Origin of the sequence: Pseudoxanthomonas sp. 3HH-4 (genome assembly GCF_006716465.1) — a bacterium.
Classification (GTDB): domain Bacteria; phylum Pseudomonadota; class Gammaproteobacteria; order Xanthomonadales; family Xanthomonadaceae; genus Pseudoxanthomonas_A.
Window position 1 is genome coordinate 284,839 of the sequence record NZ_VFPB01000005.1, and the last position, 22,617, is coordinate 307,455.

The window sequence follows — 22,617 nt, forward strand, 5'->3', positions numbered from 1 at the left end:
TTCCTGTTTCCGTCGTCATCGCCGCAACGGAAACGCCCCGCGCAGGGCGGGGCGTTCCGAAGAAGTCAGGCGATGCGTCGCCTCACCACGTGTAGGCGACGCGCCCGTACACGTAGGCGCCGTTGAAACCGCCCGGCGACTGGCTGCTGTAGGGGAACTGGCCACTGTTCGAGTTCGGGAAGATGGTGCGGTCCGGATACTCGTCGAGCAGGTTGTCGGCGCCCAGCGTCAGCGTCCAGTTTTCGCTCGGGCGATAGCTGGTGGAGGCATCCAGGATCCACTTGGCGCCGTAGGTCTGGTCATTGACCGGATTGCCCGTCTCGCTGACGCGCGTGGTGAACTCGCCGTAACGGGTGGCGCCGAAGGTGAAGTCCCAGCGTGCCAGGTTCCACGCCGCCGTCAGCGTGGTCTTGTCGCGCGGATAGCCTTCCTCGATACGGCCCTGCTCATCGCGGCCGATGCGCCACAGGTTCGCGCCCAGGGCGGTCAGCTCCGGCGGATTCGGTGCGATGCGCTGGATCTCGGTCTTGTTGTAGTTGTAGCCGGCGGTCAGGTTGAGGGTGCTGTTGGCCAGCGGCACGGTGTACTGCGCGATCACGTCGACGCCGCGCGTGCGGGTGTCGGCTGCGTTGGTGAAGTAACGCGCACTGGTGACGCCGTTGACACCGAGGCTGGCCAGCAACGCTTGCGCCGCCGCATTGCCGCCCAGCAGCAGGTTGGAGGACAGCACGATGCGATCGTCGATGTCGATCTGGTACGCATCGATGGTGACGTACAGGCGATCAATCGGCTGCAGCACCAGGCCCAGCCCGTACGACAGCGAGGTCTCGGCGGTCAGTGCATCGGCCCCCAGCGCCTGCGCGACCGGGCCAGTGGCGGGGAACGTGCCCGATTCGAAGAAGCGATCGAGCGTGGCGTTGTACTGCGAGGTCACCACCTGGTAGTACTGCTGCGCCAGCGCCGGTGCGCGGAAACCGCTTGCCACCGTCGCACGCAGCGCCACGGCATCAGTGAAGGCGTAGCGTGCGGACAGCTTGCCCGATACCTCGCTGCCGAAGTCGGAGTAGTCCTCGTAACGACCGGCGATGCCGGCCGAGAACTTCTCGGTCACGTCGGCTTCCAGGCCCATGTACGCCGCGTAGCTGTCGCGGTCGGAATGCACGGCGTTGGCCGGAGTGAAGCCGGCGAAGCCCTGGGCACCGCTGCCGGCGTACGAGTTCGACTCGCCGGGTGACTGGTTCCACTTCTCCTGGCGGTACTCGGCGCCGAACGACAACGTGGCCGGGTACGCCAGACCGATCTCCAGCGGCTTGCTGATGTCGGCGTTCAGCACGTTCTGGGTGTACTCCAGCGCACCGTCGTAGAAGCGGCGCGGGCTGGTCGCGCCCAGGCTGTAGTTGATGCTGTTCTGGGTGTAGAACTTCAGGTGGTTGTAGCCGTAGTTGTAGCTGACGTCCCACTTCCAGCCGCTCTCCGTGTCGCCCTTGATGCCGGCGACCAGCGAGCGGTCCTGCGACAGCTGGTTGATCTCCGGCACGTAGCCGTCCGGATAAACCTGGGCCAGGAGCGCGCCCTGGCCGCTGTGATTGGGGGAGCGGTAGAAGGCGAACGACACGATGTCGCGGTTGCTGGCGATGGCGGTGGCGTAAGCATCCACCGTGTCGCTGATCGCGAAGCCGGCGTTGGCCGACACGGCGCCCGCATCCACCTGGGGATCGCCGTAGACGAACGCCACCTCGCCGATGGCGGGATTGTTGCCGGTGTTCGGCGCGGTGCCCTGGTAGGGGCCGGCGCGATCGGTCTCGTCCTGCTGGGTCAGCTGCCCGGCGACATGGACAAAGCCACGTCCGTCGCCGAACGACACGCCGGTGTCGCCCGACAACTGCGTGCTGCGGCCGTCGCCGGCGGAATAGCCGCCGACGTCAACGATCAGGCTGCCACCCTTGCCCGAACCTTTCAGCACGATGTTCACCACGCCGGCGATGGCGTCGGAGCCATATTGCGCGGAGGCGCCGTCCCGCAGCACTTCCACGCGTTCGATTGCCGACACCGGGATCGCGTTGAGGTCCACCGCCGACGAGCCGCGGCCGATGCTGCCGTTGACGTTGACCAGCGCCGAGATGTGGCGACGCTTGCCGTTGACCAGGATCAGCACCTGGTCCGGCGACAGGCCGCGCAGTTGCGCCGGGCGGACGCCGCTGGTGCCGTCGGTGACGGCCGGGCGCGGGAAGTTCAGCGAGGGCAGGGCGCGTGCCAGTGCCGTTGCGAGTTCGGTGGTACCGGTGGCCTGCAGGGCCTCCGGCGTGATGATGTCGATCGGCGACTGCGATTCGGCGACGGTGCGGTCGGAGACGCGCGTGCCGGTGACGATCAGGGTGTCCAGCGTGCGCGCCTCGGCAGGGGCGGATTCCTGGGCGAATGCGGCGGGGGCGACCAGCGCCAGGCTGATGGCGAAGGTCAAGGGCGACAGTTTGCGGGTCATGGGGGAGCTCCGGGAAGGACTGCGAAGTGATGCTTGAAATGGATCAGGGCTCGCAAAGTTTCCTTTGAAACCATGGACTTAGGTGCTACAGACTCTGGTTACAGGGCCATGACATGGATGTCAATGGTTTCTTAACATCTGTGGACACAGGCGCTATCGATAAACTACGCGGCCGCTTTCCCCCAAATCCCCTTAGGTTGTTTCTTGATCTCCCTTCGTAATTTCGCGCTGCGCCGCGGTGAGCGCCTGTTGCTGTCCAATGTCGACCTGACCCTGCATGCGGGCTACCGCGTGGGCGTGGTCGGCCGCAATGGCGCGGGCAAGTCCAGCCTGTTCGCCGCCGTACAGGGCGAACTTGAAGCCGACAAGGGCGACCTCGACCTGCCCGGCAAGGTACGCATCGCCAGCGTGGCGCAGGAAACCCCGTCGCTGCCCGATCCGGCGCTGTCGTTCGTGCTCGGGGGCGACACCGAGGTGGCCGCCGTGCTGCAGGCCGAAGCCGACGCCACCGCGCGCGAGGACTGGGAGGCGGTGGCCAACGCGCATACCCGCATGGCGGAGATCGGTGCCTACGACGCCGAGGCGCGCGCCGGCAAACTGCTGCATGGCCTGGGCTTCCCGGCCGACACGCACCACCGGCCGGTGTCGTCCTTCTCCGGCGGCTGGCGCGTGCGCCTGAACCTGGCGCGTGCGCTGATGATGCCCAGCGACCTGCTGTTGCTGGACGAGCCCACCAACCACCTCGACATGGACGCGGTGCTCTGGCTGGAGCAGTGGCTGCTGAAGTACCCCGGCACACTGCTGCTGATCTCGCACGACCGCGAGTTCCTCGACAACGTCGCCACCCACACGCTGCACCTGCACGGCGGCGGCGCGAAGCTGTATACCGGCGGCTACACCGACTTCGAACGCCAGCGCGCCGAGCAACTGCGCCAGCAACAGATCGCGCACGAGAAGGAGCAGGCCGAGCGTGCGCACCTGCAGAGCTTCATCGACCGCTTCAAGGCCAAGGCCTCGAAGGCCGCGCAGGCGCAGAGCCGCATGAAGCGCCTCGCCAAGCTGGCCGGCACCGAGGCGGTGCGCGCCGAGCGCGAATTCCGAATCGAGTTCGCCGAACCGGCCAAGCTGCCGTTCTCCCTGATCCGCTTGAATCATGTCGAAGCCGGCTATGGCGGCGACGCGGTGATCCTCCACGATGTCGGTTTCGGCCTAGAAGCGGGCCAGCGCATCGGCCTGCTCGGCCCGAACGGCGCGGGCAAGACCACGCTGGTGAAGACCCTGGTAGGTGAGCTGCCGGTGATGAGCGGCGACCGCATGGCGCACCCGGACCTGCGCATCGGTTACTTCGCCCAGCACACGGTGGAGTCGCTGCATGAAGGCCAGTCGCCGATGGACCACTTCCGCGATCTGTCGCCGGATGCCAGCAACCAGTCGTTCCGCGACTTCCTCGGCAAATGGAATTTCCCCGGTGACCGCGCGTTCGAACCGGTCGATGGCTTCTCCGGCGGCGAGCGCGCGCGCTTGGCCCTGGCGCTGATCGCCTGGCAGCAGCCCAACGTGCTGCTGCTCGACGAACCGACCAACCACCTTGATCTTGAAATGCGCGAAGCATTGGCCGAAGCGCTCAGCGACTTCGATGGCGCCATCGTCATGGTCTCGCACGACCGCCACCTGATCGGCCTGGTCTGCGATACGTTCTGGCGCGTGGCCGATGGCGTGGTCGAACCGTTCGATGGCGACCTGGACGAATACGCCGCATGGCTGCGCACGCGCGCCTCCGCGCAGGGCAGCAAGCCGCTGCGCAGCGAACCGGCGCCTGCGCCCAAGCCTGCTCCCGCACCGGCGAAGAAGGTCAATCCGGTCAAGCTGGCCGAGGCGGAAGCGAAAGTCGCTGAACTGGAAGGCAAGCTGGCGGACGTGGACGCGCAGCTCGCGGACTCGCAGACCTATGTCGATGCCGACCTGGCCGCGCGGCTGGGTCGGGATCGGGAGGCGTTGCAGCAGCAGCTCGCCAGGGCGGAGCAGGCCTGGTCGGCGTTGTACGACGACGCTTGATTCGCGCACCTCGCATCCCCACAACACCCCCCGTCCGTTTGGCCCATCATCCCCATGCCTATTTACGCCTTCGAATGCACCCAGTGCGGCCACAGTTTCGACCGCCTGCAGAAGCTGTCCGACCCTGATCCCGATACCTGTCCGTCCTGCGGCGCGCAGACGGTCAAGCGGCAGCTGACGGCGCCGTCGTTCCGGCTGGCCGGCAGCGGCTGGTACGAGACCGATTTCAAGAAGGACGGCGACAAGAAGCGCAACTTGGCCGACGGTGGCGAAGGCGCCAAGCCGTCCAGCGAGTCCAAGCCTGCCGAGTCGACGCCGGCGAAGACCGAAAGCGTGCCTGCGAAGACGGACGCCAAGCCTGCAACGCCGTCGTCGACGTCCTCGACCTGAGGCCGGCGGTGTAAGGTGCATCCCTTCCTGTAAAGAAGGGATGCCATGAAGAAGACCCTGCTCGCGTTCGCTGCGCTGTCCGTCGCAGGCTGCGCCACGTCGTCCAAGGGGGCGTCGACATCGACGCCTGCCGACACGTTCCTCGCTGCGCTGGCGACCCAGTGCGGCAAGGCCTACGCCGGCCGTATCACTGCCAACCAGCCCGCGTCTACCACGCCGGACGCGTTCGAGGGCAAGGCGCTGGTGATGCATGTCCGTGGCTGCGATGACCCTGACCGCGAGATCCGCGTGCCTTTCCATGTCGGTGACGATCATTCGCGTACCTGGGTGATCACGCGTACGGCGGCTGGCCTGCGTTTGAAGCATGACCATCGCCATGAAGACGGTACGCCGGATGCGGTGACGATGTACGGTGGAGACACGGTGGATGCGGGCACGGCGCAGCGGCAGGCGTTTCCCGTGGATGCCGAATCGGTGGCGATGTTCAAGCGCGAAGGCCTGAATGCTTCGCTCAACAACACCTGGGCCATGGAACTGGTGCCAGGCAAGATCTTTGTCTACGAACTGAGCCGGCCGAATGGCCGGCTGTTCCGGGTGGAGTTCGATCTGACCGCGCCGGTCGGACTGCCGCCAGCGCCGTGGGGTAGCAGCGGGGGCGGCTGAGGCGCGAGCCTCGTTGCCTAGCGGGAGGTAAGAGCCCCAGTGGGTCCCTGCTTTCGCTGGGACGGCGAAAGCCTGCGATCACCCGACTCCGTGGTCCCAGCGAAAGCTGGGACCCAAGTGGACGTTGCCGTTTGGTCCGTTGACGGGAACGCAACGAGCGGCGGCGGCTCAGCGCGGCCCGAAACGCCCGCGGCATCCGCGATCCACCCACACCTGGGTGCCGGTGTAGCCCCAGGAGTAGCCTTCGCGGCAGCTGGTGTTGGAAAGTTGCTGCTGCAGGACCGGCCGGCCTTGGCGCGGGTCATAGGCGCAGGTCTTGCGGCGGTTGTCGTCGCTGCTGCACGTGATGGTGTAACCGCTGCCACCACCCCCGCCCCACCCGTTGCCCGAGTCGCGGAACTCGGCGCGGCAGCCGCTCCGTACCCAGATCATGCCTCGGCGCTGGCCCCAGTTCTGGTTCTCGTTGCAGCGGGTCGAGGACAGGTTGCGCTGGACCACTGCGCGTCCGCGGAAGTTCGTGCGGCACTCGCGGTAGGCATTGTTGGCGCTTTCGCAGACCACGGTGGAGCCGCCCGAACCGCCCCAGCCTCCGCCCGACCCTTCGGTGAAACGGCCGCGGCAGCCGCGATCCACCCAGACCATGCCATTGCCGCTGCCCCAGTTCTGGCCCTCCACGCAGCGGGTGTTCGAGAGGTTCTGCGCGAGCACGGCGTTGCGCCGGAAGCCGGTCCGGCATTCGCGGCGACGGTTGTCCTTGCTCTCGCAGGTGACCTGGCCGTTGGCGGGTGGATTCGGATTCCAACCGCCATTGTTGCCGCCAAGCGACTGGGCGATGTCCTGCTTGATGCGGCTGAAGGTCCAACGGGAACGGTTGACCTGGTCAAGGTAGAAGCGGAGCTGGTCGTCCGGGATGCGGCGACCGCGGGACTGCTCCGAATATTCCAGGCTGATGACGCGCGTCTGGTCCTGGATGGACAACTGGCGCAGGTCCTCCGGGGCGTAGGCCCGTGTACCGACCTGGGCGACCGCGCTGCCGGCCACGAAGGCCAGCAACAGTACGAGGACGGACTGCAACAACGGCTTCTTCATGGCGGTACCCTCCGAGGGAGGTGCCAGCATACGCCGGCCCCGTTAAGGCCATGCAGGGAAGGCTGGGAGGGTAGGCGGGCGGTTGACCGGGTAAACTAGCCGGCTTGACCAGCCAGTGGCTGTTTTGAAACCTTCCGGCGCTGCCGGACGACCTGTGGAGCCCCCATGCGTACCCATTTCTGCGGCCTCGTCGACGAGGCCTTGATCGGCCAGACCGTGACCCTGTGCGGCTGGACCGATGTCGCCCGCAACCTCGGCGGCGTGTGCTTCATTGACCTGCGCGACCATGAGGGCATCGTGCAGGTGACGGTGGATCCGTCCAATGCCGAGGTGTTCAAGGTCGCCGCGTCGCTGGGCTACGAGGACGTGCTGCAGGTGGAAGGCATCGTGCGTGCGCGCGAAGCTGTCAACACCAAGATCCGCACCGGCCAGGTGGAAGTGATCGCCACCCGCATCACCGTGCTCAACAAGGCCGAGCCGCTGCCGTTCCACGCGCACGAGAACCCGGGCGAGGACATCCGCCTGAAGTACCGCTACCTGGACCTGCGGACCCCGGAGATGCAGCGCAAGCAGCGCACCCGGATCAAGCTGGTGCAGGCCCTGCGCCGCTGGCTGGATGCGCGCGGCTTCCAGGACATCGAGACGCCGATCCTGACCAAGGCGACGCCCGAGGGTGCGCGCGACTTCCTGGTGCCGGCGCGCATGCACCCGGGCGAGTTCTACGCGCTGCCGCAGTCGCCGCAGCTGTTCAAGCAGATCCTGATGGTGGCCGGCTTCGACCGCTATTACCAGATCGCGCGCTGCTTCCGTGACGAGGCGCTGCGCGCCGACCGCCAGCTGGAATTCACCCAGCTCGACATGGAGTTCGCCTTCGTGCGCGAGCGCGACGTGCAGGACGCCGTGGAAGGCATGATCCGCGACATCTTCGCCGAGGTGATGGACGTGCAGCTGGACGCGCAGTTCCCGCGCATGACCTGGGCCGAGGCGATGCGTCGCTATGGTTCGGACAAGCCGGACCTGCGCATCGCGCTGGAGCTGGTCGACGTGGCCGAGCTGGTGAAGAGCAGCGAGTTCGCCGTGTTCACCGCTTCCGCAAATGATCCTGACGGCCGCGTGGCCGCGCTGCGTATCCCCGGCGGTGCGTCGCTCAGCCGCAAGCAGATCGACGAGTACGCCGCGCATGCCGCGAAGTACGGCGCCAAGGGCCTGGCCTACATCAAGATCGACGAAGCGGGCGCCATCAGCTCGCCGATCCAGAAGTTCTTCGCCGAGGACGCCTTCGCGGCGCTGGTGAAGCACGTCGGTGCCGGCAGCGGCGACATCGTGTTCTTCGGCGCGGGCGGATACAACAAGGTGAGCGACTTCATGGGCGCGCTGCGCCTGAAGGCCGGCAAGGACTTCGGCCTGGTCCAGGACGGCTGGAAGCCCCTGTGGGTCACCGACTTCCCGATGTTCGAGTGGGACGAGGAAGCGCAGCGCTACGTCGCGCTCCACCATCCGTTCACCGCGCCGGCCGTGGATGACATCGCCGACCTGCGTGCCAACGCGAAGACGGCGGTGTCGCGCGGTTACGACATGGTGCTGAACGGCAACGAGATCGGCGGTGGTTCGATCCGTATCCACCGCCCGGAGATGCAGAGCACGGTGTTCGAGCTGCTCGGCATCGGCGCGGAAGAGGCGGAAGCCAAGTTCGGCTTCCTGCTGGACGCGCTGCGTTTCGGCGCGCCGCCGCACGGTGGCATCGCGTTCGGCATCGACCGCATCGCGGCGCTGATGGCCGGTACGGAGTCGATCCGCGACGTCATCCCGTTCCCGAAGACCACCACCGCGCAGTGCCTGATGACCGGCGCGCCGTCCCCGATCCCGGATGAGCAGCTGGCGGAAGTGCACATCCAGGTTCGTCCGAAGAAAGACTGATCGAGAGAACCAAGAAATGACGGAAGTTGCTTTTTCGCTGGAATGGGAACGCCTGGGCAATGAAGGCGCCGATGCGGCACTGGTGACCGAACGCGCGCGCGTGTTCGGCGGCTGGCTGGTGCGCGTCGGTACGTCGCCGGCGGCGATGGCGCTGACCTTCGTGCCGGACGGCCAAGGTCGCTGGGACGGCGAGGACTTCGGCGAAGACGATTACGAAGAAGAAGACGAAGAAGAGTACGAAGAGGAAGAAGACGAGGACGCCGACGAGGAAGACGAGGCGGACGAAGAGGAAGAGGAAGAAGAGGACGCGTAAGCGTGCAGATCCGCCGCGCCACTGTCGATGACGCTGCCGTGCTGTCCGATCTGGCGTCGCGCACCTTCACCGAGACGTTCGGCCATCTGTATCCGGCCGAGGATCTGGCGGCGTTCCTTGCCGATGCCTACGAAGTCGGCAAGCAGGGGACGATCCTGTCGCACCCGGACTACGCGGTGTGGTTGCTGGAAGACGACGGCGTGGCTGTGGGGCATGCGGCGGCGGGGCCGTGCGGGTTGCCGCATCCGGGTGTGGCGAAGGGCGACGGCGAATTGAAGAGGCTCTATGTGCTGGCGTCGCACCAGAATGGTGGGTGGGGCGGGAAGTTGTTCGCGGAAGTCGAGCGGTGGTTGTTGAAGGATGGGCCGCGGACGGTGTGGATCGGGGTGTGGTCGGAGAATTTCGGCGCGCAGCGGTTCTATGAGCGGCAGGGGTTCTCGCGCGTGGGGGGATACAAGTTCGCGGTGGGTAAGACGCTCGATGATGAGTTCATTCTGCGGCGTGATGCGTCTGCTGTCGGTTGATGTAGGAGCTTCCGCTGACCCTGCGGGCCAGCGGGTAACTTTTCTTTGTCTGGCCAAAGAAAAGTCACCAAAAGAAAGGCCATTCCCCGACGAAGCATTCCCATGATTTGACTGCTATCGGGATTTTCCGACTCGCCATCCTGGCGAGGCGGAAAACGGCGGACATCCTTGTCCGCCGCCCTCCGGGTCTGGTGGGCTCGCTAGCGCATCGGGATGGCGAAAGAACAAAAGCAAACGGCCGCTGATGCGGCCGTTGCTGTTTGCGGGGGATGCTTTTACTTCTGGAGGAAGTCGAGCAGGTCCTGGTTGACGCGGTCCTTGTGGGTATCCGTGAGGCCGTGCGGGGCGCCGGGGTAGATGATCAGTTGGGCATTCTTGATCTGGGCGGCCGAGGCTTTGCCGGAGGCGTCGATGGGGACGATCTGGTCGTCGTCGCCGTGGATCACCAGGGTGGGGATGTCGAATTTCTTCAGGTCGCCGCGGAAGTCGGTGGCCGAGAACGCGGCGATCGAGTCGTAGGTGTTCTTGTGGCCGGCCTGCATGCCCTGTGCCCACCAGCTGTCGATCAGGCCCTGCGACACCTTGGCGCCAGGGCGGTTGAAGCCGTAGAACGGGCCGGAGGCGATGTCCAGGTAGAGTTGCGAGCGGTTGTCCAGCGAACCCTTGCGGATGCCGTCGAAAACTTCCACCGGCAGGCCGCCCGGGTTGTCGGCGGTCTTCAGCATCAGCGGCGGCACGGCGCTGATCAGCACGGCCTTCTTGACCCGGCCGGTGCCGTGGCGGCCGATGTAGCGCGCCACTTCGCCGCCGCCGGTGGAGAAGCCGATCGCGGTGACGTCCTTCAGGTCCAGCGTGTTGATGACCGTGGCCAGGTCGTCGGCGTAGTGATCCATATCGTTGCCGTCCCACGGCTGGCTGGAGCGACCATGGCCGCGGCGGTCGTGGGCGACCACGCGGTAGCCCTTCGAGGCCAGGAAGATCATCTGCGATTCCCAGCTGTCAGACGACAGCGGCCAACCATGGCTGAAGGTGACGACCGGGCCGTTCTTCGGGCCCCAGTCCTTGTAGTACAGCTGCACGCCATCGGCGGTGGTGAGGTAGTTCGCCGTGCGTTCGACGGCGACCGGCGCGGTGGCGGGCGCGGGTTGCGCGGCGAAGCTGGCTTGGGTGGCGACGGCCAACAGCGTGGCGGCGATCGTGCGAGTGAATGCGTTCATGGTGTCGGTTCCTGCAAAGGGTGGTGGGTCAGGAAGGAGGTCAGTCGGCCAGCCCCAGCGTCACGTCGATGTTGCCGCGCGTGGCGTTGGAGTACGGGCAGACGATGTGGGCGGCGTCGACCAGGGCTTGCAGCTGCTCGCGGGTGACGCCCGGGGCGGCGATGGTCAGTTCGGCCTGGATGCCGAAACCGGTGGGGATCTGGCCGATGCCGACCTTGCCGGTGACGGTGGTGGAGGCGGGCAGGGCCACCTTCTGCTTGCCGGCGACGAACTTCAGCGCGCCCAGGAAGCAGGCCGAGTAGCCGGCCGCGAAGAGTTGTTCGGGGTTGGTGCCGTCGCCGCCGGCGCCGCCCAGCTCGCGCGGGGTGGACAACTTCACGTCCAGCACGCCGTCGGACGAGGTGGCCTGGCCTTCGCGGCCGCCCGAGGCGGTGGCGGTGGCGGTGTAGAGGATCTTTTCGATGGACATGGTGGTGTTCCTTCTGGTGAGTAGGTGGTCCAGACGGGGTGTCGTCCGGTGAGGTGTACTTTGCGCGCCCGGCATGGACGTTTGGTGATGTAGAATCCTGAAAACTTGATCGGGAGTATTTCCATGGTCGACCGGCTCGCGGTCCTGCTGGAGCGGTTCTCGGTGTCGGCGGAGGTCTTCCACGCCGGTGCGCTGTGCGGCATCAATACGTTGGAGGCCGAACCCGGCGTCGGCCAGCTGCACCTTGTCCAGCGCGGACCGCTGGAGGTGTTCCACGGCGCGACCTCGCTGCGCATCGATGCGCCCAGCCTGCTGCTCTATCCCCGCGCCATGACGCATCGCTTCGTCAGCGACGCGACGCACGGCGCCGACATGGCCTGCGCCAACGTGCGGTTCGAAGGCGGTGCGCAGAATCCCATCAGTGCCGCACTGCCTGACGTCGTCTGCGTGCCGTTGGACCACCTGCACGGAGCGCAGGACGTGCTGCCGCTGTTGTTCGAGGAAGCCTTCACCCAGCGCTGTGGACGCACGGCGCTGGTCAACCGGCTGTTCGAGGTGGTGATGATCCAGGTGCTGCGCCAGCTGATGGAAACCGGCGAGGTGAGGGGCGGCATGCTGGCCGGCCTGTCGCACCCACGCCTGCGCAATGCGATCGTGGCGATGCACGAGGCCCCGGCGAAGGAGTGGACGCTGGACGAACTCGCGCGCGTGGCCGGGATGTCGCGCAGCGTGTTCGCCAGCCAGTTCCGCGAGGCGCTGGGCACCACGCCGGGCCAGTACCTGCAGGGTTGGCGCGTGGGCCTGGCGCAGCAGGCGCTCCGGCACGGCAAACCGCTGAAGGTGGTGGCGTCGGACGTGGGCTACGGCAGCGAGGCGGCACTGTCGCGCGCGTTCAAGGCGCACAGCGGCGTGTCGCCGCGGGAATGGAAGCGGCTGCATGCGACGCATTGACCATGGCAGGCACGGGGCAGGTCTTTCGTCCAAACTGCCGCGCATGACGGAACAGCAGGACATCACCACGCGCGTGCTGCTGGTGCACGGCATCTGGAACGCGAAATCCTGGCTGGCGCCGCTCGCACGGCGACTCCGCCATGAAGGCTTCGAGGTGGACGTATTCGGCTATCCCAGCATCCTGGGCGGACCGGAGCCGGCCATTGCCGCGCTGATCGAGCGGTTGAAGAACGCGCCGCCGCTGCATCTGGTCGGCCACAGCCTGGGTGGATTGATCGGGTTGGAAGCCTTGCGGCGCGCGCCTGGCCTGCCGGTGCAGCGCATGGTCTGTCTCGGCTCGCCTTTGCTGGGCAGTGGGGCAGCACGCCGCCTGGGCCGCCGTGCGTGGACCGCACCGGTGCTGGGCCGCAGCGGTGCACTGCTGCAAGCCGGTTGCCCGCCTTGGCAGGGGACGGTGCCGGTGGGCATGGTGGCCGGCAACGTCGCACGGGGCATCGGTCGGCTGATCACCCGGTTCGATGGCGAGTCGGATGGCACGGTCGGGCTGGACGAAACCCGCCTGCCGGGGCTGGCCGCGCATTGCGTGGTGCCGGCCAGCCATACGGGGCTGGTGTTCTCGGCCGATGCCGCACGCCAGGCGGCCCGCTTCCTGCGTGATGGCCGCTTCGACGTGCAGGACTGACCTGCGCATGGGGGCGCGTATAATCCGCGCCCTTGTCAGTGCACTCCGGAACTCACCATGGGCAGAGGCCCGTCCATCGAAGCCCGCAAGAACGCCACCGATGCCAAGCGCGGCAAGATCTTCACCAAGATCATCCGGGAGATCGGCGTGGCGGCCCGCGCCGGCGGCGGCGAGCCGGCCAACAATCCGCGCCTGCGCGCCGCGGTGGACAAGGGCCTCTCGGCCAACATGTCCAAGGACGTCATCGAGCGCGCCATCAAGAAGGCGACCGGTGAACTGGAAGGGGTCGTTTTCGAAGAGATCCGCTACGAGGGCTATGCCCCGGGCGGTGTCGCCGTGATCGTCGACTGCCTGACCGACAACCGCGTGCGCACGGTGGCCGAAGTCCGCCACGCGTTCGGCAAGTGTGGCGGCAACATGGGCACCGAAGGCTCGGTGGCTTTCATGTTCAAGCGCCTGGGCGTGCTCAGCTACGCGCCGGGTGCGGACGAAGAGAAAATCACAGAGGCCGCGATCGAGGCCGGTGCCGACGACATCGTGGTGTATCCGGATGATGGGTCCATCGATGTGGTCACCACGCCCGAAGCGTTCTCGTCGGTGAAGGACGCGATGGAAGCCGCGGGACTGGAGCCTGGCCACGCCGAGATCACCTTCCGTGCCGACAACGACATCGCCGTGCAGGGCGACACCGCCGTGCAGGTGAAGAAGCTGCTGGACATGCTGGAAGACCTGGATGATGTGCAGGATGTTTACTCCAACGCCGAGTTGGGCGCGGATGCGTATGCGTAGTCACTGTGCGTGGGAACGGGTGATGGCGGGCCATCACGTCCCGTGACCCGCATCCTCGGCATCGACCCGGGTTCGCAGCGTACCGGCGTGGGCATCATCGACGTGGATGCGGCGGGCAAGACCACGCATGTCTATCATGCGCCTCTGGTGTTGCTGGGTGCCGACGACTTCCCGCAGCGGCTGCGCCGCCTGCTGGATGGCCTGGCCGACATCATCACCACCTGGCAGCCGGACGAAGTGGCGATCGAGAAGGTGTTCATGGCACGCAACCCCGATTCGGCATTGAAGCTGGGGCAGGCGCGCGGCGCTGCCATCAGCGCGGTCGTATTGCGCGACTTGCCGGTGCACGAGTACGCGGCCAAGGAAGTGAAGCTGGCCGTAGTCGGCCGCGGCAGTGCCGAGAAGGGCCAGATCCAGCACATGGTCGGGATCATGCTGAACCTGCATGGCAAGTTGCAGGCCGACGCCGCCGATGCGCTGGCGGTCGCCATCACCCACGCGCATGTGCGCGCCACGGCCAAGCGGCTGGGCGTGAGCTCGCAACTGGCCTGGAGCCGGAAATGATCGACACACGCGGACTGTCTGGGCCCCTCTCCCTGCGGGAGAAGGAAAACGCGGGAGTTTCATCATGATCGGCAGGCTTCGCGGCATCCTGGCGTACAAGTCGCCCCCCTGGCTGGTCATCGATGTGGGCGGTGTCGGCTACGAGCTGGAGGCGCCGATGAGCACCTTCTACGATCTGCCCGATGTCGGCCGCGAGGTGCTGCTGTTCACCCATTACGCGCAGAAGGAAGACAGCGTGTCGCTGTACGGCTTCCTGCGCGAAGGCGAGCGCAGGCTGTTCCGCGACGTGCAGAAGGTCAGCGGCGTGGGCGCGAAGATCGCGCTGGCGGTGTTGTCCGGCGCCAGCGTGGACGAATTCGCGCGCATGGTGCAGGCCGGCGACATCACTGCGCTCACGCGGATCCCCGGCATCGGCAAGAAGACCGCCGAACGCATGGTGGTGGAACTGCGCGACCGCGCCGCCGACCTGATGGGCACCGGCGTGGGCGGCATCAGTACGTTGCCGGCCGATCCACAGTCCGAAGCCACCATCGCGCTGCAGCAGCTGGGGTACAGGCCGGCGGAAGCGACCCGCATGGCGCGCGACGCGACTGCCGCGGGCGACGATGCCGCCACGATCATCCGCAAGGCCCTGCAGTCCGCCTTGCGCTGATCGCGGCTTTAGAGCACCTCTTCACTCACCGAGCGCTACCCTCCCGGCCGCCATGTCCAGCCCTTCCTCTCCCCATACCGATGCCGGCAACACCGGGCAGCACGGTCATTCGCAAGCGGGCATGGCTGCCCTGGTGGCCGGTGCGGTCGGCGTGGTGTTCGGCGACATCGGCACCAGCCCGCTGTACACCATCAAGGAAATGTTTCACCCGCACTTCGGCCTGACGCCGGACGCGGACACCGTGCGCGGCCTGCTGTCGCTCGGCTTCTGGTCGCTGCTGCTGGTAGTGACGTTGAAGTACGTCATCGTGATCATGCGCGCCGACAACGACGGCGAGGGTGGCATCATGGCGCTGACCGCGCTGGCGCAGCGCAGCCTGACCAAGGGCTCGCGCCTGAGCTATACGGTCGGCATCCTCGGCATCTTCGGCGCGGCCCTGTTCTTCGGCGACGGCATGATCACGCCGCCCATCACCGTGCTGGGCGCGGTGGAGGGCCTGGAGGTGGTATCGCCGGTCTTCACCCGATGGGTGGTGCCGATCAGCCTGGTGATCCTGACCGGCCTGTTCGCGTTCCAGCGCTTCGGTACGGCGAAGGTGGGGAAGGCATTCGGGCCGGTGATGATCACCTGGTTCATCGTGCTGGCCGGCTTCGGCATCTACAACATCGCGCACAACCCCTCGGTGCTGGCCGCGCTGAACCCTTACTGGGCCTGGCATTTCTTCGTCACCCACGACTGGCACGCGGTGCTGATCCTCGGTGCGGTGGTGCTGACCGTGACCGGTGGCGAAGCGCTGTACGCCGACATGGGCCACTTCGGCAAACGCCCCATCCGCTGGGGATGGTTCGCCTTCGTGCTGCCCGCCCTGGTGCTGAACTACTACGGCCAGGGCGCGGTGCTGCTGAAGCATCCGGAAGCCGTGGCCAATCCGTTCTACATGTCGATCCCGGAGTGGGCGCAGATTCCCATGCTGGTGCTGGCGACCACGGCGGCAGCGGTGGCGTCGCAGGCGGTGATCACCGGTGCGTTCTCGGTGACGCGCCAGGCCATCCAGCTGGGCTACCTGCCGCGCCTGCACATCAAGTACACCTCGAAGGACACGATCGGCCAGATCTATGTGCCGTCGATCAACCTGATGCTCTACCTGGCGGTGATCGTGCTGGTGCTGAGCTTCCAGAGCTCCGGTGCGTTGGCCACGGCCTACGGTCTGTCGGTCACAGGCACCATGCTCATCGACACCTTGTTGCTGGCGATCGTGGCCTATACGCGCTGGCCGGATTCCCGCAAGTGGGTGCTGCCACTGTGTGGCGTGTTCCTGGTGATCGACCTGGCGTTCCTGTTCGCCAACGGCGCCAAGCTGGTCACCGGCATCGGCGCATGGGTGCCGCTGTTCATCGGTATCACCGCCTTCACCATGATGCGGACCTGGCGCCGCGGCCGCGAACTGCTGCATGGCGAAGTGCAGAAGGAAGGCATCCGCCTGGACACCTTTCTGCCCGGCCTGATGCTGGCGCCACCCGTGCGCGTACCCGGCACGGCGATCTTCCTCACGGCGGACAAGGGGGTGGTGCCGCATGCTCTGCTGCACAACCTGAAGCACAACAAGGTGCTGCACGAGCGCAACGTGTTCCTCACGGTCGAGACGCTGACGGTGCCTTACGCGCCGAAGAAGAAACGGCTGAAGATCGAGCCGATCGGCGATGATTTCTATCGCGTGGTGATCAGTTACGGCTTCGCCGAGACGCCCGATGTGCCGCAAGCGCTGATGGGTTCCTGCGACCAGGGTGGCGTGTACTTCGACCCGATGGAGACCACGTATTTCGCCAGCCGCGAAACCATCGTGGCAGCGCGCCACGGCGGCATGCCGGTGTGGCGTGACAAGCTGTTCGCCGTCATGCACCGCAATGCCGCGCCCGCGACCGGCTTCTTCCGCATTCCCGGCAACCGGCTGGTGGAGCTGGGGGCACAGGTCGAAATCTGACCTGTGCGGTGCGGGAAAGATGAAGCACGGCGGGCGGTTTCACGCATAATCCCCGCATGACCGCAGACCGCATCATCACCTCGTCCGCCACGCGCGAAGACGAGGCCATCGAGGCCAGCATCCGCCCCAAGCGGCTGGACGAGTACCTGGGCCAGAAGCCGGTCCGCGAGCAGTTGGACATCTACATCCAGGCGGCGAAAGGTCGCGGTGAGGCGCTCGACCATGTGCTGATCTTCGGGCCGCCGGGGCTGGGCAAGACCACCTTGAGCCATGTCATCGCCAACGAACTGGGCGTGAACCTGCGCTCCACGTCCGGCCCGGTGATCGAGAAGGCGGGCGACCTGGCCGCGCTGCTGACCAACCTGCAGCCGCATGACGTGCTGTTCGTCGACGAGATCCATCGCCTGTCGCCTGTGGTCGAGGAAGTGCTGTATCCGGCGATGGAGGATTTCCAGATCGACATCATGATCGGCGAGGGACCCGCCGCGCGGTCGATCAAGCTGGACCTGCCGCCCTTCACCCTGATCGGCGCCACCACGCGCGCCGGCCTGCTGACCGCACCGCTGCGCGACCGTTTCGGAATCGTGCAGCGCCTGGAGTTCTACACACCGGACGAACTCACCCGCATCGTGCAGCGTTCGGCCCGCATCCTGGGCATGGACTGCGTGCCGGAAGGGGCAGGGGAGATCGCTCGTCGCGCGCGCGGCACCCCGCGCATCGCCAACCGGTTGCTTCGTCGCGTGCGCGACTATGCGCAGGTCAAGGCCAATGGCCACATCGATATCGACGTCGCACGCGCCGCGATGCAGATGCTGAAGGTGGACCCGGAAGGTTTCGACGAACTCGACCGCCGCATGCTGCGCACTATCGTGGACAACTTCGATGGCGGCCCGGTGGGCGTGGAGTCGCTGGCGGCGGCGCTGAGCGAGGAGCGTGGCACGCTGGAGGACGTCATCGAACCCTATCTGATCCAGCAGGGCTTCCTGGTGCGCACCGCGCGCGGCCGCATGGCCACCCGCAAGGCCTACCTGCACCTTGGGCTGACGCCCAAAGGTCGCGCACCCGAAGCGAGCGATGTTCCCGGCGAGCTCTTCTGACGACAACTGGTTTCAGGATGGTATGCACGACAACGTGCGGGAGCGCATGCTTTGACGACTGATTCGACGACGATCGACGGGGATTCGGCTCCGTTCATCTTTCCGACACGCGTCTATTGGGAAGATACCGATGCCGGTGGCGTGGTGTACCACGCGCAGTACGTCGCTTTCCTGGAACGGACCCGAACCGAATGGTTGCGGGCCCGTGGATACGCCCAGGAGCAACTGCGCCAGACCCACGACCTGGTGTTCGCCGTCCGAGCGATGCGCCTGGATTTCCTGCGCCCCGCCCGGTTGGACGATCTGCTTCAGGTGAGCGCGCGCATTCACCAATGCAAGCGGGCCAGCGTGGTCTTCGCCCAGTCCATAGAGCGGGGTGGTGAAGTGCTGCTGACCGCCGAGGTGAAAGTCGCCGCGCTCAGCGCCTCGGGTTTCAGACCCGTTGCGCTGCCCGAGGCGTTGTATGAGGAATTCCGCCGGCTCGAGACACCGGGCCGTCCGCTCTAAGCCGATACGCAACACGAACCGAGACTCGAGGAACAACGGATGATCGCAACGCTGCTGGCCTTCCAGGACACCGTGGTGGAGGCGTTGCCGCCGGAGACCGCGGCCGCTGCCGCCGAGGCCACGGCTGGCACCGTGCACAGCGGGATCAACTACATCAACCTGATGCTCAAGGCGAGCCTGCCGGTTCAATTGATCGTGCTGCTGCTGCTGGCCGGATCGTTGATCAGCTGGGTGATCATTTTCCGGAAGGCGCGCATATTCAAGACCGCCAACCGCGACGCCGACGAGTTCGAGGGGCGGTTCTGGTCCGGCGCGGAGTTGCACAAGCTGTATGCCGGCGCCGCGGATCGCAATCGCGTGGTGACCGGTCTTGAAGCGATCTTCGAAGCGGGTTTCCGCGAATTCACCCGCCTGCGCGACAAGCGCGGGCTGGACGGCCGCGCGCAGTTGGAAGGCGCGCAGCGCGCCATGCGCGTGACCTATACGCGCGAAGTCGACCAGCTGGAACGCAATCTGGAACTGTTGGCCAATATCGGCTCCACCGCACCCTACGTGGGCCTGGTCGGCACGGTGTTCGGCATCATGGTGACCATGCACGACATGCTCAACAGCGGTGAGCAGGCGGGCATCGCGGCCGTCGCGCCGGGCATCTCGGAAGCGCTGTTCGCCACCGCCATCGGCCTGTTCGTGGCGATTCCCGCCGTGTGGGCCTACAACCGCTTCACCACCCGCGTCGAGCGGCTGTCGGTGCGCTACGAGAGCTTCGCCGAAGAGTTCAGCTCCATCCTGCAGCGCCAGAATTCGGCCGAGTAAGCGGAGCCCACCATGGCCGGAAGCATCTTCCATCGCAAGCGGCGCAAGCTGAAATCCGAGATCAACGTCGTCCCCTACATCGACGTGATGCTGGTGCTGCTGATCATCTTCATGGTGACTGCGCCGCTGCTGACGTTGAGCGTGGACGTGAAGCTGCCGTCGTCGACGGCCAAGGCCGTGGAGACCAAGAACGACCCGATCATCGTCGTCGCCTACCCTGATGGTCGGCTGGGGCTGCAGCTGCCGGGCGACAAGGCGCCGCGGACGGTCGATGCGGCGCAACTCGAGGCGATGCTTGCGCCCATCAAGGCCGAGCAGGGCAACGAATTGCGCGTGCTGCTCGCGGGAGACGCAGACGCTCCTTACCAGCGTGTGATCGATGCCACCGAGGCGCTGAAGAAGGCCAAGGTGACCAACGTCGTCCTGTGGACCAAGCAGTAACGCGCCATGCACGCTGAAGCCTTCCAGCGACAGACGCTGCCGCAGGACGCAGGGCTGGGCCGTGCGGTCGCGTGGGCCATCGGCCTGCACCTGCTGCTGCTCGTGCTGCTGTTGGTGTCTCCGTACTTCAAGTGGGATCGCGAGCGTCTGAACGCAGCCGGATCGCAGTCGATGGAGGCCACGCTCGACGTCTCGGCCTCCGACGCGCGCGCCGTCGAACGGGCACTCGATTTCCAGCCGCAACCGATGCCCGAGCCCGTGCAGGAACCCGCACCGGAAGACACCATCCCGCCCCCGCAACCGATCCCCGAGCCTGCGCCACAGGATGCGCCGGTCGAACGGCAGGCACAGGCGCAGGAGCGCGTGCCGGTGCCGGACGACGTGGACCAGGACGAAGCCCGTCGCGATGCCATCTCTCAGGAGAAGGCGCGCCAGGAACAGGAAGCCAAGCGGCGCCAGGAGCAGATCGACCTGACCGAGCGCAAGCGCCAGGAGCAGGCCGAACAGCAGCGCCGCCTTGCCGCGCAGCAAGAAGAAGAGCGCCAGAAGCGCGTGGCGGCCGAAGCCCAGCAGAAGGCCGCTGCAGACCAGAAACGATTGGAGGAAATCCGGCGCCAGCGCGCGCAAGCCGCACGCGAGGCACAGCTGGCTGAGCAGAAGCTGCGCCAGCTCGCCGATGCGCGGGCCCGCCAGGCAGCGGCGTCGGCCACGCCTGCAGCGAGCAATGGTCAGGCGGCGGGCGTGGCGGGAGCCGCATCCGGCCCCTCGCAGGGAGAGTGGGTGGGGGCGATGGTCGCCGCCATCGAGCGCCAGTGGGTACGCCCGCCCAACGTGAGCTCCGGCCAGATCTGTCCGATCCGCATCAAGATGCTGCCCGGCGGCGAGGTGATGTCGGCGGAAGTGCAACCCAGCTGCCCCTATGACCAGGCGGCGCGCGACAGTGTGGAGCGCGCCGTCCTGAAGGCCAGCCCGCTGCCCTATGCGGGTTTCGAGAAAGTGGCGGCCCGCGATTTCGTGGTGCGTTTCCAGCCGTCCAGATGACCCTGTTCAGCCGACGGACGGCAATCTGCCCCTGCTGCTTCCCGAATTCACCTAGATGAAACAAGCCACTGAGTGAGAATCGAGCCATGACGCGACGACTGCTACTCCTGCTGATGTTCCTGGGCTTCTGTGGCCCGGCGATGGCCCAGCAACTCGAGGTCGACCTGATCGGCGGCCGCGAATCCGCCCTGCCCATCACCGTGGTGCCGATGCCCTACCAGGGCAGTGCGGGTACACCGCCGACGGATGTCTCGGCCGTGGTGCGCGCCGATCTGGAGCGTTCCGGCGCATTCCGCACGCTGCCCGAAGCCAGCATCACCGAGCGTCCGACGCGCGGCGGGGAAATCCAGTACCCGACATGGCGCGCGCTGCGCCAGGACTACATCGTCGTCGGCCGGGTCGTGGACGCGGGCGATGGTGGATATCGCGTGGAGTACGAACTGTTCGACGTCGCCAAGCAGGAGCGCATGCTCGGTCTGGCGATGACGGCCCGCTCGAATGCCTTGCGTGATGTCGCCCATCAGATGGCCGATGCCATCTACGAGAAGATCCTCGGCGTGCGCGGTGCGTTCTGGACCCGTATCGCCTATGTCACCGCCGCCGGCACCGGCAAGGCCACGCGTTACGCGCTGATGGTGGCGGATTCGGATGGTTTCAATCCGCAGACCGTGGTGCGCTCTGCCGAGCCGCTGCTGTCGCCGTCATGGAGTCCGGACGGCCGGAAACTGGCCTATGTCAGCTTCGAGAGCGGTAACTCGGCCATCTACATACAGGACATTTCGACCGGTGCACGCGAGAAGGTCTCCAGCTTCCGCGGCATCAATGGCGCGCCCTCGTTCTCGCCGGACGGACGCCAGCTGGCACTGACCCTCTCGCGCAGTGGCAATCCCGAGATCTATGTGATGGACCTGGGCAGCCGGTCGCTGCGCCAGCTGACCAACACCTCGGCCATCGATACCGAGCCGGTGTGGAGTCCGGATGGCAGCAGCATCTATTTCACCTCCGACCGCGGTGGCCGCCCCCAGATCTACCGGGTGCCCGCCAGTGGCGGTAGTGCGAGCCGGGTGAGCTTCGATGGCAACTACAACGCCACTGCCAGCGTGTCCTACGACGGCAAGAAGATCGCGGTGGTGCAGGGTGCGGGCAACAACTACCGCATCTCGCTGATGGACAGCAGTCTGGGTGGCGCGCGCTGGTCGTCGCTGTCGCCGGGATCGCTGGACGAATCACCCAGCTTCGCCCCCAACGCCAGCATGGTGCTGTACGCCGCGCGCGAAGGCGGGCGAGGCGTGTTGTACGCGGTCTCCGCCGATGCGCGCGTACGCCAGCGTCTGGTCGTGGCCAATGCGGATGTGCGCGAGCCGGCGTGGTCGCCCTATCGCACCGCGCGTTAAGTTTCTGTCTACAATGTCCGTCCCCTGACCCCCCCCCGTTTTACCGACGAAGGAATCACCATGAACAACACCGCCCGTGTTCTGATGCTGTCCCTGATGTCCGTCGCCGTGCTGGCAGGCTGCAAGAAGGCCGTCAAGCCGGAACAGCCGACCGATACCACGACGACGACACCCACCACGCCGACCACCCCGACCACTTCCGGTGTGTATGGGCCGAACGACCTGGACACCGACGCCTGCCTGCGCCAGCGCGTGGTCTACTTCGACCTCGACCAGGACGCCCTGAAGCCGGAGTTCCAGGCCATCATGGGTTGCCACGCCAAGTACCTCCGTGACCGTCCGTCCTCGCGCATCACGCTGGAAGGCCACGCCGACGAGCGCGGCAGCCGCGAGTACAACCTGGGCCTGGGCGAGCGTCGCGGCAACGCGGTGAATTCGGCCCTGCAGGCCAGCGGTGGCTCGGCCGCCCAGCTGACCGTGGTCAGCTATGGCGAAGAGCGTGCGGTCTGCACCGACTCCAGCGAGTCCTGCTGGTCGCAGAACCGTCGCGTCGAGATCGTGTACACGGCGAAGTAAGCCGTCATCG

At 66.4% G+C, this 22,617-nt stretch carries 23 protein-coding genes; 19 read left to right on the forward strand and 4 right to left on the reverse strand.

Annotated features, from left to right (window positions below):
- Positions 1–82: 82 nt before the first annotated feature.
- Complete coding sequence (locus FB548_RS15760; protein ID WP_142125744.1) at positions 83–2,482, reverse strand: TonB-dependent receptor; 2,400 nt, start codon at positions 2,480–2,482, stop codon at positions 83–85.
- 204 nt (positions 2,483–2,686) lie between these two features.
- On the opposite strand from FB548_RS15760, the gene FB548_RS15765 reads away from it, so the two are divergent.
- The 3 genes from FB548_RS15765 to FB548_RS15775 are packed head-to-tail and all read left to right on the forward strand — an operon-like array spanning position 2,687 to position 5,590.
- On the forward strand, positions 2,687–4,537 hold the full coding sequence (locus FB548_RS15765; protein WP_142125745.1) for an ABC-F family ATP-binding cassette domain-containing protein: 1,851 nt from the start codon (positions 2,687–2,689) through the stop codon (positions 4,535–4,537).
- Positions 4,538–4,591: 54 nt separating this feature from the next.
- Positions 4,592–4,927, forward strand: coding sequence for a zinc ribbon domain-containing protein (locus FB548_RS15770; protein ID WP_142125746.1), 336 nt, complete (start codon positions 4,592–4,594; stop codon positions 4,925–4,927).
- 45 nt (positions 4,928–4,972) lie between these two features.
- Positions 4,973–5,590, forward strand: coding sequence for a hypothetical protein (locus tag FB548_RS15775; protein WP_142125747.1), 618 nt, complete (start codon positions 4,973–4,975; stop codon positions 5,588–5,590).
- Positions 5,591–5,758: 168 nt separating this feature from the next.
- On the opposite strand, the gene FB548_RS15780 is transcribed toward FB548_RS15775, so the two are convergent.
- Entirely contained in the window at positions 5,759–6,679 is a 921-nt protein-coding gene (locus FB548_RS15780) for a DUF3011 domain-containing protein (RefSeq protein ID WP_142125748.1), read from the reverse strand.
- Positions 6,680–6,844: 165 nt separating this feature from the next.
- Here FB548_RS15780 and aspS point away from each other — a divergent pair, with 165 nt between their 5' ends.
- Genes aspS through FB548_RS15795 form a run of 3 tightly spaced genes read left to right on the forward strand, consistent with a single transcriptional unit; the run spans position 6,845 to position 9,433 of the window.
- Complete coding sequence (gene aspS / locus FB548_RS15785; protein WP_142125749.1) at positions 6,845–8,596, forward strand: aspartate--tRNA ligase; 1,752 nt, start codon at positions 6,845–6,847, stop codon at positions 8,594–8,596.
- 16 nt (positions 8,597–8,612) lie between these two features.
- Positions 8,613–8,909, forward strand: coding sequence for a DNA primase (locus tag FB548_RS18830; RefSeq protein ID WP_185742142.1), 297 nt, complete (start codon positions 8,613–8,615; stop codon positions 8,907–8,909).
- Between the two features lie 2 nt (positions 8,910–8,911).
- A complete protein-coding gene (locus FB548_RS15795; protein ID WP_142125751.1) occupies positions 8,912–9,433 on the forward strand; it encodes a GNAT family N-acetyltransferase in 522 nt (173 codons plus the stop codon).
- A gap of 275 nt (positions 9,434–9,708) precedes the next feature.
- On the opposite strand, the gene FB548_RS15800 is transcribed toward FB548_RS15795, so the two are convergent.
- Positions 9,709–10,650: an alpha/beta hydrolase gene (locus FB548_RS15800; RefSeq protein ID WP_142125752.1), complete on the reverse strand. Its 942-nt coding sequence runs from the start codon at positions 10,648–10,650 to the stop codon at positions 9,709–9,711.
- A gap of 40 nt (positions 10,651–10,690) precedes the next feature.
- Positions 10,691–11,119: an organic hydroperoxide resistance protein gene (locus FB548_RS15805; RefSeq protein WP_142125753.1), complete on the reverse strand. Its 429-nt coding sequence runs from the start codon at positions 11,117–11,119 to the stop codon at positions 10,691–10,693.
- Positions 11,120–11,242: 123 nt separating this feature from the next.
- Between FB548_RS15805 and FB548_RS15810 the strand changes: the two genes are divergently transcribed.
- The 13 genes from FB548_RS15810 (at position 11,243) to pal (ending at position 22,607) form a co-directional block, all read left to right on the forward strand.
- The gene (locus FB548_RS15810; RefSeq protein ID WP_142125754.1) at positions 11,243–12,070 is read left to right on the forward strand and encodes an AraC family transcriptional regulator; all 828 of its coding nucleotides are present in this window, start codon (positions 11,243–11,245) and stop codon (positions 12,068–12,070) included.
- A 43-nt stretch (positions 12,071–12,113) separates the two neighbouring features.
- Entirely contained in the window at positions 12,114–12,752 is a 639-nt protein-coding gene (locus FB548_RS15815) for an alpha/beta fold hydrolase (RefSeq protein ID WP_185742152.1), read from the forward strand.
- A 57-nt stretch (positions 12,753–12,809) separates the two neighbouring features.
- On the forward strand, positions 12,810–13,541 hold the full coding sequence (locus FB548_RS15820) for a YebC/PmpR family DNA-binding transcriptional regulator (RefSeq protein ID WP_142125755.1): 732 nt from the start codon (positions 12,810–12,812) through the stop codon (positions 13,539–13,541).
- A 42-nt stretch (positions 13,542–13,583) separates the two neighbouring features.
- Positions 13,584–14,105 carry a crossover junction endodeoxyribonuclease RuvC gene (gene ruvC, locus FB548_RS15825; protein ID WP_142125756.1) on the forward strand — a complete coding sequence of 174 codons (522 nt, stop codon included), beginning with the start codon at positions 13,584–13,586 and terminating at the stop codon, positions 14,103–14,105.
- 64 nt (positions 14,106–14,169) lie between these two features.
- Positions 14,170–14,757 (forward strand): Holliday junction branch migration protein RuvA, encoded by a 588-nt coding sequence (gene ruvA / locus FB548_RS15830; RefSeq protein ID WP_142125757.1) that lies wholly within the window; start codon positions 14,170–14,172, stop codon positions 14,755–14,757.
- A gap of 121 nt (positions 14,758–14,878) precedes the next feature.
- Positions 14,879–16,738 carry a potassium transporter Kup gene (locus tag FB548_RS15835; RefSeq protein WP_255470601.1) on the forward strand — a complete coding sequence of 620 codons (1,860 nt, stop codon included), beginning with the start codon at positions 14,879–14,881 and terminating at the stop codon, positions 16,736–16,738.
- 56 nt (positions 16,739–16,794) lie between these two features.
- Positions 16,795–17,835, forward strand: coding sequence for a Holliday junction branch migration DNA helicase RuvB (ruvB, locus tag FB548_RS15840; protein ID WP_142125759.1), 1,041 nt, complete (start codon positions 16,795–16,797; stop codon positions 17,833–17,835).
- Between the two features lie 51 nt (positions 17,836–17,886).
- Positions 17,887–18,342, forward strand: coding sequence for a tol-pal system-associated acyl-CoA thioesterase (gene ybgC / locus FB548_RS15845; RefSeq protein ID WP_142125760.1), 456 nt, complete (start codon positions 17,887–17,889; stop codon positions 18,340–18,342).
- A 39-nt stretch (positions 18,343–18,381) separates the two neighbouring features.
- Complete coding sequence (tolQ, locus tag FB548_RS15850) at positions 18,382–19,155, forward strand: protein TolQ (RefSeq protein ID WP_142125761.1); 774 nt, start codon at positions 18,382–18,384, stop codon at positions 19,153–19,155.
- Between the two features lie 12 nt (positions 19,156–19,167).
- On the forward strand, positions 19,168–19,596 hold the full coding sequence (locus FB548_RS15855) for an ExbD/TolR family protein (protein WP_142125762.1): 429 nt from the start codon (positions 19,168–19,170) through the stop codon (positions 19,594–19,596).
- 6 nt (positions 19,597–19,602) lie between these two features.
- Positions 19,603–20,637, forward strand: a complete 1,035-nt coding sequence (gene tolA, locus FB548_RS15860) for a cell envelope integrity protein TolA (RefSeq protein ID WP_142125763.1) — start codon at positions 19,603–19,605, stop codon at positions 20,635–20,637.
- Positions 20,638–20,723: 86 nt separating this feature from the next.
- On the forward strand, positions 20,724–22,031 hold the full coding sequence (tolB, locus tag FB548_RS15865; protein WP_142125764.1) for a Tol-Pal system beta propeller repeat protein TolB: 1,308 nt from the start codon (positions 20,724–20,726) through the stop codon (positions 22,029–22,031).
- A gap of 60 nt (positions 22,032–22,091) precedes the next feature.
- Positions 22,092–22,607, forward strand: a complete 516-nt coding sequence (gene pal / locus FB548_RS15870; protein WP_142125765.1) for a peptidoglycan-associated lipoprotein Pal — start codon at positions 22,092–22,094, stop codon at positions 22,605–22,607.
- Positions 22,608–22,617: the final 10 nt, after the last annotated feature.

Excerpts from the sequence above, each read along its gene's own strand:
- FB548_RS15810 (WP_142125754.1), top strand. The coding sequence starts at position 11,243 with ATGGTCGACCGGCTCGCGGTCCTGCTGGAGCGGTTCTCGGTGTCGGCG.
- FB548_RS15805 (WP_142125753.1), bottom strand. The coding sequence starts at position 11,119 with ATGTCCATCGAAAAGATCCTCTACACCGCCACCGCCACCGCCTCGGGC.
- FB548_RS15775 (WP_142125747.1), top strand. The coding sequence starts at position 4,973 with ATGAAGAAGACCCTGCTCGCGTTCGCTGCGCTGTCCGTCGCAGGCTGC.
- FB548_RS15800 (WP_142125752.1), bottom strand. The coding sequence starts at position 10,650 with ATGAACGCATTCACTCGCACGATCGCCGCCACGCTGTTGGCCGTCGCC.
- tolB (WP_142125764.1), top strand. The coding sequence starts at position 20,724 with ATGACGCGACGACTGCTACTCCTGCTGATGTTCCTGGGCTTCTGTGGC.
- tolA (WP_142125763.1), top strand. The coding sequence starts at position 19,603 with ATGCACGCTGAAGCCTTCCAGCGACAGACGCTGCCGCAGGACGCAGGG.
- aspS (WP_142125749.1), top strand. The coding sequence starts at position 6,845 with ATGCGTACCCATTTCTGCGGCCTCGTCGACGAGGCCTTGATCGGCCAG.
- FB548_RS15770 (WP_142125746.1), top strand. The coding sequence starts at position 4,592 with ATGCCTATTTACGCCTTCGAATGCACCCAGTGCGGCCACAGTTTCGAC.
- FB548_RS15855 (WP_142125762.1), top strand. The coding sequence starts at position 19,168 with ATGGCCGGAAGCATCTTCCATCGCAAGCGGCGCAAGCTGAAATCCGAG.
- FB548_RS15820 (WP_142125755.1), top strand. The coding sequence starts at position 12,810 with ATGGGCAGAGGCCCGTCCATCGAAGCCCGCAAGAACGCCACCGATGCC.
- pal (WP_142125765.1), top strand. The coding sequence starts at position 22,092 with ATGAACAACACCGCCCGTGTTCTGATGCTGTCCCTGATGTCCGTCGCC.
- FB548_RS18830 (WP_185742142.1), top strand. The coding sequence starts at position 8,613 with ATGACGGAAGTTGCTTTTTCGCTGGAATGGGAACGCCTGGGCAATGAA.
- ruvA (WP_142125757.1), top strand. The coding sequence starts at position 14,170 with ATGATCGGCAGGCTTCGCGGCATCCTGGCGTACAAGTCGCCCCCCTGG.
- FB548_RS15760 (WP_142125744.1), bottom strand. The coding sequence starts at position 2,482 with ATGACCCGCAAACTGTCGCCCTTGACCTTCGCCATCAGCCTGGCGCTG.
- ruvB (WP_142125759.1), top strand. The coding sequence starts at position 16,795 with ATGACCGCAGACCGCATCATCACCTCGTCCGCCACGCGCGAAGACGAG.
- tolQ (WP_142125761.1), top strand. The coding sequence starts at position 18,382 with ATGATCGCAACGCTGCTGGCCTTCCAGGACACCGTGGTGGAGGCGTTG.
- FB548_RS15815 (WP_185742152.1), top strand. The coding sequence starts at position 12,114 with ATGACGGAACAGCAGGACATCACCACGCGCGTGCTGCTGGTGCACGGC.
- FB548_RS15780 (WP_142125748.1), bottom strand. The coding sequence starts at position 6,679 with ATGAAGAAGCCGTTGTTGCAGTCCGTCCTCGTACTGTTGCTGGCCTTC.
- FB548_RS15835 (WP_255470601.1), top strand. The coding sequence starts at position 14,879 with ATGGCTGCCCTGGTGGCCGGTGCGGTCGGCGTGGTGTTCGGCGACATC.